The organism is Marichromatium gracile, assembly GCF_004343155.1.
Classification (GTDB): domain Bacteria; phylum Pseudomonadota; class Gammaproteobacteria; order Chromatiales; family Chromatiaceae; genus Marichromatium; species Marichromatium gracile.
In genome coordinates this window covers 88,130-99,561 of record NZ_SMDC01000008.1, presented here as the reverse complement: position 1 = coordinate 99,561, position 11,432 = coordinate 88,130, and the positions used below count along the sequence as shown (strand labels likewise).

Below are 11,432 nucleotides of genomic sequence, written 5' to 3'. Positions count from 1 at the left end.
GGCCCCATCACGACCGACGCCAGCGGTCATTGCGTTCAGGAGGGAGGAATGTCTTGTCTACAGGAATCATCGTCCGCGGCGGGGCACCGTCTGCCCAGACCCGCACCGCGGGTCCACGAGGCCCTGCCGGGTGTCCAGGGCTGGTCGATCGAGGTCTGTCCGGGGATGACCGCCGCGCTCTACAGCGGTAACGGACAGCGCGAGACCCAGGCGGTGGTGGTCAACACCAGCCACCAGGTGCACTTCACCTGTCTGTTACGCGAGGCCTCGCAGGCGCGGGTGCGCGATCGGGTGTTCTGCCCCAAGGTCGGCGAGGGCTGCATCGGCTACGCCCCGGACGAACGCTTCGCGGTACGTTACGGCGCCCAGTACCAGCAGATCGATCTGGCGCTCAGCCCCGAGCTGCTCGGCGAACTCGTCGGCGAGGACTTCGGCCAGGTCAGCGAGGCGATCGCGCAGGGCTTCCTGATGCGCGCCAGCCGTCCCGGCAACCGCACCATCGCCGCCGCCACCCGCCTCGCCCAGCGTATCCAGCAACCCGAGCCGCTGCTGCTGCACGCCGCCGCGCTCGAGTATCTCGGCTGGCTGCTGCACGGGCTCACCCCCGACGAACGCGATCCGCGCACCCCGCTGCGCGAGCGCCGTTGTCTGCTCGCCGCGCGCGAGCGTCTGCTCAGCAACCTCAGCGAACCGCCGACCATCGCCGAGCTGGCCCAGGACACCGGGCTCAACCAGCTCAAGCTCAAGCAGGGCTTCAAGGCGCTGTTCGGCACCAGCATCTACGCCCTCTTCCAGCAACATCGCATGGACCGTGCCCGCCAACTGCTGCGCCAGCACAGCGTCACCGAGACCGCACTGATGCTCGGCTACAGCAACATCAGCCACTTCAGCGCCGCCTTCCGCAAGCAGTTCGGGGTGCTGCCGAGCGAGACCCGCAAGCACTATCTCGGCAACGCCGGCGCCGACTGAGCCGCGTCCCAGCTCAGTTGCCACCAATCCACCTGCGTCCAGGGACGCGCGCAGGCCAGCGCCAGATGCACGCCGCTGTCGAGACACCGGTGGCGCGCCTGCCAGCAACGCCCGCGCCAGCGACAGCGATAGCGCCCGTCGCCCTCGGGGCGAAGCGCCAGTGCGGCGAACTCGATCCCGAGCCCGAGACCGACGCCCTTGGCGATCGCCTCCTTCAGCGTCCAGGCGGTGTAGAAGCCCTGCTCGGCCGACACCGGCGCCGGCACCAGCCGATCCTCCGGGTGGCCGATGGCGATCCCCGCGATACCGCCGCGGCGCGTTGCCGGTTGCTCCAGATCGATCCCGACCGCCCCACTTGGGTCGCAGGCGAGCGCCACCCAGTCGCCGGCGTGCGACAGGTTGAAGGCGAGCGCGCCGCTCGCCAGCGCGGGCTTGCCGTGGGCCTCGCACACCAGCGCCAACGCCCCGGGTGACTCACCGAGCAGCGCCGCCAGCACCCGCCGCTTGAGCGCGTGCGCGCTCGCGCAACGCAGCCGGTCGGCGGGCCGGCGATAGCGCGCGCAACGCGCGCGTTCCGCCGCCGACAGCCAGGGCGCGAGCGCCTCGCCGCTCGGCGCCAGGGGCGCCATCACCACCAGGGGCCGATCCAGCCCGCCGGCCAGCACCGACTCGACCCCGGACCAGGGGCACTCGCGCCAGTCACCATCCAACACTCACGTCATCCTCCATCCGACATCGCGCCTGGAGCGCCGATCCGATCTCCGCCGGGAAGAATCCCGATCGGGGTTCACGGCTGCCGATCCGGGGAGTCGGCCACCGATATAGCAAATGATAATTGATATCAAATAAGCCTTCAGCCATCCGTCCCTGCACGGTGCAGATGGCGCATCGTTCTCTCGCCCGACAACCCCGGAGACCCTCCATGGACCACACCCTCGCGTTCTGGCCGCCCGAGACGGCGCAAAGCTATCGGGACAAAGGCTACTGGGAACCGCTGACCCTGGGCGAGCAACTGCGCCGCTGGGCCGTGGCCCAGGGCGAGCGCACCGCGCTGATCGCCGGCGACGCGCGCCTGAGCTACGCCGCGCTCGACGCCCGTGTCGACCGTCTCGCCGCGGCGCTGCACGGGCGCGGCATCGCGCTCGGCGACCGGGTGCTGGTACAGCTGCCCAACGACCTGCCGCTGGTGCTCACCACCCTGGCGCTGCTGCGCCTCGGCGCGGTGCCGATCATGGTGATGACCGCGCTGCGCGAGCGCGAGCTGGCCGCGCTCGGCGCGCTGGCCGAGCCGGTCGCCTGCGTCGTCCCGGACCGCTTCCACGGCTTCGATCATCGCGCCCTGGCCGAGCGCATCCAGGCCGGGCTGCCGAGCCTGCAGGAGATCGTCGTGGTCGGCGAGGCCGGGCCGCACACGGCCTTCGCCGCGCTCGATGCCGAGCCCCTCGACCTGCCCCGGCCCGACCCCGAGTCGATCGCGCTGCTGCTGCTCTCCGGCGGCACCACCGACGTGCCCAAGCTGATCCCGCGCACCCATGTCGACTACGCCTACAACGCCCGGCGCGCCGCCGAGATCAGCGGGCTCGACGCCGACAGCGTCTATCTCGCCGCGCTGCCGGTGGCCCACAACTTCCCGCTCGCCAGCCCCGGCATCCTCGGCACCTTCTGCACCGGCGGCCGGGTGGTGCTCGCCCGCACCCCGGGCTTCGACGAGACCTTCCCGCTGATCGCCCGCGAGCGCGTCACCCACACCGCGCTGGTCCCGGCGCTGGTGCCGCTGTGGCTGCAGGCGCGCGAGTGGGACGACACCGACCTGTCGAGCCTCCAGGTGCTCCAGGTCGGCGGCGCCCGACTCGAGCCCGAGACCGCCGCGCGCATCCGCCCCGAACTCGGCTGCACGCTGCAACAGGTCTTCGGCATGGCCGAGGGGCTGCTCTGCTTCACCGGGCTCGACGATCCCGACAGCATCGTGCTGCACACCCAGGGGCGACCGATGTGCGCCGACGACGATGTCCGCATCGTCGGCGCGAATGGTCACGAGGTCGCCCCCGGCGAGGCCGGCGAGCTGCTGGTGCGCGGCCCCTATACCATCCGTGGCTACTATCGCGCCGAGGCCCACAACCGCATCGCCTTCACCAGCGATGGCTATTACCGCTCCGGCGACAAGGTGCGACGCACCGCCGAGGGCGCGCTCGTCGTCGAGGGACGGATCAAGGACCAGATCAACCGCGCCGGGGAGAAGATCGCCGCCGCCGAGATCGAGGCCCTGCTCGTCGAGCACCCGGCGATCCGCGAGGCGGCGCTGGTGGCGCTGCCCGATCCACGACTCGGCGAGAGCGCCTGCGCCTGCGTGCTCGGCGACGACCCGACACTCGATCTCGCCGCGCTCCACCGCTTTCTCGCCGCGCGCGATCTGCCCCGTCACAAGTGGCCCGACCGTCTGGAGCACCTCGACGGCTGGCCGCTGACGGCGATCGGCAAGATCGACAAACAGGCGCTGCGCACGCGCTTGCAACCGGCGACCGAGCGCCCCGCGCCGCGCGCCTATCTCGAGCACCGGCTGCGCATCGTCGGCGACCCGCTGCAACTGGCCACGCGTCTCGCCCAGGCCGGGCTCGACGACACCCTGACGCTCTACGAGCGCGACGGCGAGTGGTCGCTGGGCATCGGCGTCGCCGCACGCCTCGACCTCAACCTCGAACGGGTGCGTATCCGCTACGACGAGGAGACGCGGAGCTGGCCGCTCGAGGACTTCCCCAGCGCGGTCGAGGCGGCGCTCGCGGCACTGCCCTTCAGCGGCTGGCGCGCCTACGGCATGGCCCGCTTCGAGCTTGCGCGACGCTTCCACGGCCTGCCCGACGCGGACACCCGCACCGAGCTGCTGCAACTGGTGGTGCCCGCGCGCGAGATCCGGCTGCGCGAGGGCGAAGCGCTGCTGCGCGGGCTCTCGCAGCAGGACCTCGACGCCCTCGCCGAGACCCTCGGACGGCTCGACAGCGACCGACCCGAGACCCCCGACCTGCCGGTGCGCGCGGTCCAGGCCCCGGTCGCCCACGAGCACGGCGAGGCCTATCAGCAGATGGTCGCCGCGGCGGTGGCCGAGATCCAGGACGGCCAGTACCAGAAGGTGATCCTGTCGCGCCGGGTCGGCATCCCCGAGCCGATCGACCCGATCACCAGCTATCTCGCCGGGCGACGCAACAACACCCCGGCGCGCTCCTTCCTGTTGCTGTGGCCGGGCTTCCGCGCCGCCGGATTCAGCCCGGAGACGGTGCTCGAGGTCTCGGCCGAGGGCTGGGTGAGCACCCAGCCGCTGGCCGGTACCCGCGCGCTCGGCGAGACTCCGGAGGAGGAGTCGGCGCTGCGCGCCGAGCTGCTCACCGATCTCAAGGAGGTCGCCGAGCACGCCATCTCGGTCAAGCTCTCGTTCGAGGAGCTGGAGGCGGTCTGCGACCCGCGGACCATCCAGGTCTCGGAGCTGATGTCGGTGGCGCGACGCGGCTCGGTACAGCACCTCGGCTCGCGCGCCGGCGGTCGGCTCGCCCCCGGCGCCAACCCCTGGCACGCCTTCCAGTCGCTGTTCCCGGCGGTCACCGCCTCGGGCATCCCCAAGCGCGAGGCGATCGACGCCATCGGCCGTCACGAGACACAGCCGCGCGGGCTCTACAGCGGCTCGGTGCTCACCGTCGACAGCGACGGCACCCTCGACGCGGCGCTGGTGCTGCGCGCCTTCTACGAGCAGGACGGCCGGCAGTGGTTGCAGGCCGGTGCCGGGCTGATCGCACTCTCCACCCCGCAGCGCGAGCTGCAGGAGACCCGCGAGAAGCTCGCCGGGGTCTGCGCCACCCTGTTCGCCCCGGCGCTGGCCGCCAACGACCAGCCCGAGGAGGCCCGCGCGTCATGAGTACCTGCGCCGCCATCGCCCCCGAGACGGTGCGCGAGCAGGTCTGCGCGCTGCTGCCGCTGCCCGCCGCCGAGGTCGCCGCCGAGGACAACCTGATCGCGCTCGGGCTCGACTCGCTGCACGTGATGCGGCTGGTCAGCCAGTGGCGTCGCGCCGGCGCCGAGATCGGCTTCGCCGAGCTGATCGAGCGCCCCACGCTCGCCGCCTGGCAGGGGCTGCTCGGCGCCGCGTCGGCGCCGACAGCGCCGGCGCCGACAGCGCCCCGGCACGACCCCGCCGCGCCCTTCGCGCTGACCGACGTCCAGCACGCCTACTGGATCGGTCGGCAGGACGGCCAGCCGCTCGGCGGGGTCGGCTGTCACGCCTATCTCGAACTCGATGGCGACGCGCTCGACCCGGCGCGGCTCGACGCCGCCTGGCGCGCCCTGCTCGCCCATCACCCGATGCTGCGCGCGCGCTTCGACGACCAGGGACGCCAGCGGATCGCGGCGCAGAGCGGCTGCGCGCCGCTCGCCGTCCACGACCTGCGCACGCTCGACCCGGCGAGCCGCGCGCAACGCCTGGAGACGATCCGCGAGGCGCTCTCGCACCGCCGTCTCGCCGTCGAGCGCGGCGAGGTCGCGGGGCTTGCGCTGAGCCTGTTGCCCGAGGGTCGCGGTCGGGTCCATCTCGACCTCGACCTGCTGGTGGCCGATGTCGAGAGCCTGCGCATCCTGCTGCGCGATCTGGCCAGGCTCTACGCCGCGGACGCGCCCCCGGCGGCGCCCGCCGGGTGGAGCTTCGCGGACTATCTGGCGGCGGTCGAGACGCGCGCCGCGCCGCGCCGTGAGGCCGATCGCGACTACTGGCGGGCACGCGCCGCGACCCTCCCCGCCGGTCCGCAACTGCCGCTGCGCCAGGCCCCGGAGACGATCGACCGACCCCGCTTCCGCCGCCGTCGGCACTGGCTCGATGTCGCCGACTGGCGACGCCTCAGCGAGCGCGCCCAGGCCCGCGGTCTGACCCCGGCGCTGGTGCTCGCCACCGCCTATGCCGAGGTGCTCGCACGCTGGAGCGCCGAGCCCAGGCTCTCGCTCAACCTGCCGCTGTTCGACCGCCACGACGACCTCCCCGGCGCGGCCGAGGCGGTGGCCGACTTCACCAGCCTGCTGCTGCTCGAGGTCGACTGCGCCACGCCGCACGACTTCGCCGCGCGCGCCGCGACGGTCCAGCGCCAGTTCCATGCCGACATGGCCCACGCCGGCTATTGCGGCGTGCGGGTGCAGCGCGACCTCGCCCACCTGCGTGGCGGCGACGGTTTCGCCGCCCCGGTGGTGTTCGCCTGCAACCTCGGCGCGCCGCTGCTCGACGACGACACCCGCGCAACCCTCGGCGCGTTCGAGTACATGATCTCGCAGACCCCGCAGGTGTGGCTCGACCATCAGGTCTACGAACAGGACGGCGCCCTGCTGCTCGCCTGGGACGCGGTCGAGGCGCTGTTCCCCGAGGGCATGATCGACGCCATGTTCGCGGCCTACACCGAGCTGCTCACGCGTCTGGCGCGCAGCGAACGGGCCTGGTCCGAGCCGGCGATGCTGCCGCTTCCCGAGGCGCAGCGTCGGGTCCGCAGCGAGGTCAACGCCACCGCGCTGGCGCTCCCCCCGCGTCTGCTCCACGCCGGACTCTTCGCCACCGCACGCCGCGAGCCCGCGCGCCCGGCGCTGGTCGACGGCGAGCGGGTGATCGACCACGGCGAACTCGCCGCCGCGGCGCTGCGCATCGCCGGCTGGCTGCGCGCCGCCGGGCTCGCCCCGGGCGAGGCGGTGGCGGTGTCGCTGCCGCGCGGCGCGGCCCAGGTCGCGGCGGTGTTCGGGGTGCTCGCCGCCGGGGGGTGCTATGTCCCGATCGGGGTCGAGCAGCCGTCGGCGCGACGCGCGCGCATCCTCGAGCGCGCCGGGGTCGGGCTGGTGCTCGATGCCGAGACGATCGCGCAGGCCCGGGCCCATGCGCCGCTGCCCGCGCCGGTCGCGGTGGCGCCGAGCGGTCCGGCCTATGTGATCTTCACCTCCGGCTCGACCGGCGAGCCCAAGGGGGTGGAGGTCACCCATCTGGCCGCGGCCAACACCATCGATGCGATCAACCAGCGCTACGGCGTCGGGCCGGAGGATCGGGTGCTGGCGGTCTCGGCGCTCGACTTCGATCTCTCGGTCTACGACCTCTTCGGCCCCTCGCAGGTCGGCGGCGCGCTGGTCTGCGTGCCGGAGACGGCGCGGCGCGATGCCGCCGTCTGGCGCGCGCTGATCGCGCGCCACCGGGTGACGCTGTGGAACTCGGTGCCGGTGCTGCTGGAGATGCTGTTGAGCCTCGCCGGGACGGACGAGCACCCGCTCGGGCTGCGCCTGGCGCTGGTCTCGGGCGACTGGATCGCCCGCGACCTGCCGGCGCGGCTCGACGCCGCCACCGACGGCGGTTGCCGCATGGTGGCGATGGGCGGGGCGACGGAGGCGGCGATCTGGTCGAACGCCTTCGAGCCCGCGCCCGAGCCGCTCCCGGGCTGGAACTCGATCCCCTATGGCCGACCGCTGCCCAATCAGTGCTATCGCGTGGTCGACGCCCAGGGGCGCGACTGCCCCGACTGGGTCCCCGGCGAGCTGTGGATCGGCGGGGCGGGACTGGCCAGCGGCTATCGCGGCGATGCCGAGCGCACCGCCGAGCGCTTCGTCACCCGCGCCGGGGCGCGCTGGTATCGCACCGGCGACATCGGCCGCTATCACCCCGACGGGCTCCTGGAGTTCCTCGGGCGCGCCGATCAGCAGGTCAAGGTGCGCGGGCACCGTATCGAGCTCGGCGAGATCGAGACCGCGCTCACCGCCGCGCCCGACGTCACCGAGGCCTGCGCCCTCACCCTCGGGCAGCCGCCCCGTCTCGGCGCGGCGGTGGTGCTCGCCCCCGGCGTGCAACCCGAGCAGGCGCTCGCAGTACTGCGCGAGACCCTCGCCCAGCGCCTGCCCGAGTACATGATCCCGACCTCGATCCTGCCGCTCGAACGGCTCGATCTCAGCGCCAACGGCAAGGTCGATCGCCGCGCGCTCGCCGCCCGGCTCGACGCGCTCGACGCCGCGGGCGTGCGCACCCCGCCCCAGGGGCCGCTCGAACAGGCCCTCGCCGCGATCTGGACCGAGGTCCTCGGGCGCGCCGACATCCACCGCGAGGACGACTTCTTCCTCCTCGGCGGCGACAGCCTCTCGGCCACCCGGGTGGTGGCGCAGCTCGAACCCCGGGGCATCGCCATCGAGCAGCCGCTGCGCCATCTCTTCGCCCACCCGCGGCTGGCGGACTTCGCCGCCGCGGCCAAGCAGGTCGAACAGATCGCCGCCCGTGCCCTGGTGGCCGATCGCGCGGCGCGTCACGCGCCCTTCCCGCTCACCGAGATCCAGCGCGCCTACTGGCGCGGTCGCACCCAGGGTCTGGCGCTGAGCACCGGCACCCGGTACCTGATCGTGCTCGACGGCGCCGGGGTCGACCTGGAGCGGCTGGAGGCGGCCTGGAACCTGTTGATCGAGCGTCACGAGATGCTGCGCGCCACGGTCGAGGCCGACGGCGAACAGCGCATCCTGCCCTCGGTGCCGCGCGTGACGATCACCGTCGATCATCTCGACGAGGCCGGTCCGGCGACCGCCCAGGCGGTGCTCGACGCGGCCTGGGACGCCGCGCCCTCGCCGACCGTGCAACGCTGGCCGGGACACTGGCTGCACGCGGTGCGCTACGGCGAGCGGACGCGGATCGGGTTGTGCATCGACTACCTGCTGGTCGACGGCTTCAGCGTCAAGCTGCTGCTCGCCGAACTCGCCCGGCTCTATGCCGACCTCGACACCGAGCTGCCGCCGATCGGGGTCTCGTTCCGCGACTATGTGCTCGGGGTCCGTCCCGCGCCCGAGGCCGAGGCGCGCGCCGAGACCTATTGGCGCGCGCGCCTCGACGATCTGCCGCCGGCCCCGGCGCTGCCCCTGGCGCGTGCGCCCGAGTCGCTGGAGCGGGTCGCGTTCGGCCGTCGCGAGGCGCGGCTCGAACCGGCCGTCTGGGCGCGGCTGGAGTCCGGCGCGCGCGCGATCGGCGTGACCCCGTCGGTACTGCTGCTCACCGTCTACGCCGAGGTGCTCTCGCGCTGGAGCGGCGGCGGGTCGCACACCCTCAATCTGACCCTGTTCGATCGCCAGCGCGTCCACCCCGACATCGACGCCGTGGTCGGCGACTTCACCAGTCTCGCGGCGCTGCCCTATCGGCCCGAGGCGGCGAGCGATCTGGCGACCCGGGCGCGGGCGGTGCGCGAGACCCTGGTCGAGGTGCTGGAGCACCGCGCGCGCTCCTCGATCTGGCTGCAGCGCGAGCGCACCGCCCGGCTCGGGCCGGACGGCGCGGCGCTGCCGGTGGTCTTCACCAGCACCCTGGGGCTGCCCGAGCGCCACGGTGTCGCACCGCCCCGCGACTTCCCGGCGCTGGTCGGCGGCGGGCGCTCGGAGACCCCGCAGGTGTGGCTCGACCACCAGCTCTACGAGCAGGACGGCGCCCTGGTGTTGCAGTGGGACGCGGTCGAGGCGCTGTTCCCCGAGGGGATGCTCGATGCCATGTTCGCGACCTATACCGCGACGCTCGCGCGGCTGGCCGAGGACCCGACGGGCTGGTCGCGCCCGCTCGTGCTCGACCTGCCCGAGCCGCAGCGGCGGATGCGCGAGGAGGTCGGCGCCACCGCGCAGGACATCGCCCCGCGCCTGCTCCATGCCGGGCTCTTCGCCACCGCACGGCGCGAGCCCGGGCGCCCGGCGCTGTTCGACGGCGAGCGGGTGATCGACCACGGTGAACTCGCCGCCGCGGCGCTGCGCATCGCCGGCTGGCTGCGCGCCGCCGGACTCGCCCCGGGCGAGGCGGTGGCGGTGTCGCTGCCGCGCGGCGCGGCCCAGGTCGCGGCGGTGTTCGGGGTGCTCGCCGCCGGGGGGTGCTATGTCCCGATCGGGGTCGAGCAGCCGTCGGCGCGACGCGCACGCATCCTCGAGCGCGCCGGGGTCGGGCTGGTGCTCGATGCCGAGACGATCGCGCAGGCCCAAGCCCACGCGCCGCTGCCCGCGCCGGTCGCGGTGGCGCCAAGCAGCCCGGCCTATGTGATCTTCACCTCCGGCTCGACCGGCGAGCCCAAGGGGGTGGAGGTCACCCATCTGGCCGCGGCCAACACCATCGATGCGATCAACCAGCGCTACGGCGTCGGGCCGGAGGATCGGGTGCTGGCGGTCTCGGCGCTCGACTTCGATCTCTCGGTCTACGACCTCTTCGGCCCCTCGCAGGTCGGCGGCGCGCTGGTCTGCGTGCCGGAGACGGCGCGGCGCGATGCCGCCGTCTGGCGCGCGCTGATCGCGCACCACCGGGTGACGCTGTGGAACTCGGTGCCGGTGCTGCTGGAGATGCTGTTGAGCCTCGCCGGGACGGACGAGCACCCGCTCGGGCTGCGCCTGGCGCTGGTCTCGGGCGACTGGATCGCCCGCGACCTGCCGGCGCGGCTCGACGCCGCCACCGACGGCGGTTGCCGCATGGTGGCGATGGGCGGGGCGACGGAGGCGGCGATCTGGTCGAACGCCTTCGAGCCCGCGCCCGAGCCGCTCCCGGGCTGGAACTCGATCCCCTATGGCCGACCGTTGCCCAATCAGTGCTATCGCGTGGTCGACGCCCAGGGACGCGACTGCCCCGACTGGGTCCCCGGCGAGCTGTGGATCGGCGGGGCGGGACTGGCCAGCGGCTATCGCGGCGATGCCGAGCGCACCGCCGAGCGCTTCGTCACCCGCGCCGGGGCGCGCTGGTATCGCACCGGCGACATCGGCCGCTATCACCCCGACGGGCTCCTGGAGTTCCTCGGTCGCGCCGATCAGCAGGTCAAGGTGCGCGGGCACCGTATCGAGCTCGGCGAGATCGAGACCGCGCTCACCGCCGCGCCCGCCGTCACCGAGGCCTGCGCCCTCACCCTCGGGCAGCCGCCCCGTCTCGGCGCGGCGGTGGTGCTCGCCCCCGGCGTACAGCCCGAGCAGGCGCTCGCGGCACTGCGCGAGAGCCTCGCCCAGCGCCTGCCCGAGTACATGATCCCGACCTCGATCCTGCCGCTCGAACGGCTCGATCTCAGCGCCAACGGCAAGGTCGATCGCCGCGCGCTCGCCGCCCGGCTCGACGCGCTCGACGCCGCGGGCGCGCGCACCCCGCCCCGGGGGCCGCTCGAACAAGCCCTCGCCGCGATCTGGGCCGAGGTCCTCGGGCGCGCCGACATCCACCGCGAGGACGACTTCTTCCTCCTCGGTGGCGACAGCCTCGGCGCCACCCGCACCGTCGAGCGGCTCAGGCGCGAGGGCGTCACCCACACCCTGGTGCCGCTGCGGCTGCTGTTCGGCGCCTCCACCCTGGCGGCGTTCGCCGAGCGGATCGCCGAGTTCGGCGCCGTCTCGCCCGGCGACCCGGGGACGGAGCAGACGGTCTTCGAGGAGGGCGCGCTGTGAGACCACGCGGCACGCCAGGCGCCACACCGGACGATCCCGGCTGAGCCCGCCTC

Annotated in this window: 4 protein-coding genes; 3 read left to right on the top strand and 1 reads right to left on the bottom strand. The window is 73.6% G+C overall.

Annotated features, from left to right (window positions below):
- Window positions 1–48: 48 nt before the first annotated feature.
- Entirely contained in the window at window positions 49–969 is a 921-nt protein-coding gene (locus EDC29_RS12095; RefSeq protein ID WP_123140925.1) for a helix-turn-helix domain-containing protein, read from the top strand.
- On the opposite strand, the gene EDC29_RS12090 is transcribed toward EDC29_RS12095, so the two are convergent.
- Window positions 942–1,682, bottom strand: a complete 741-nt coding sequence (locus EDC29_RS12090; RefSeq protein ID WP_132230045.1) for a 4'-phosphopantetheinyl transferase family protein — start codon at window positions 1,680–1,682, stop codon at window positions 942–944. The two genes, EDC29_RS12095 and EDC29_RS12090, sit on opposite strands and share 28 nt — an antisense overlap.
- A 209-nt stretch (window positions 1,683–1,891) precedes the next feature.
- Here EDC29_RS12090 and EDC29_RS12085 point away from each other — a divergent pair, with 209 nt between their 5' ends.
- Together EDC29_RS12085 and EDC29_RS12080 are read left to right on the top strand one after the other, a co-directional pair.
- Entirely contained in the window at window positions 1,892–4,870 is a 2,979-nt protein-coding gene (locus EDC29_RS12085; RefSeq protein ID WP_132230043.1) for a salicylate synthase, read from the top strand.
- Window positions 4,867–11,379: a non-ribosomal peptide synthetase gene (locus tag EDC29_RS12080; protein WP_132230041.1), complete on the top strand. Its 6,513-nt coding sequence runs from the start codon at window positions 4,867–4,869 to the stop codon at window positions 11,377–11,379. The genes EDC29_RS12085 and EDC29_RS12080 overlap by 4 nt, the downstream gene beginning before the upstream one ends.
- Window positions 11,380–11,432: the final 53 nt, after the last annotated feature.

Excerpts from the sequence above, each read along its gene's own strand:
- EDC29_RS12095 (WP_123140925.1), top strand. The coding sequence starts at position 49 with ATGTCTTGTCTACAGGAATCATCGTCCGCGGCGGGGCACCGTCTGCCC.
- EDC29_RS12080 (WP_132230041.1), top strand. The coding sequence starts at position 4,867 with ATGAGTACCTGCGCCGCCATCGCCCCCGAGACGGTGCGCGAGCAGGTC.
- EDC29_RS12085 (WP_132230043.1), top strand. The coding sequence starts at position 1,892 with ATGGACCACACCCTCGCGTTCTGGCCGCCCGAGACGGCGCAAAGCTAT.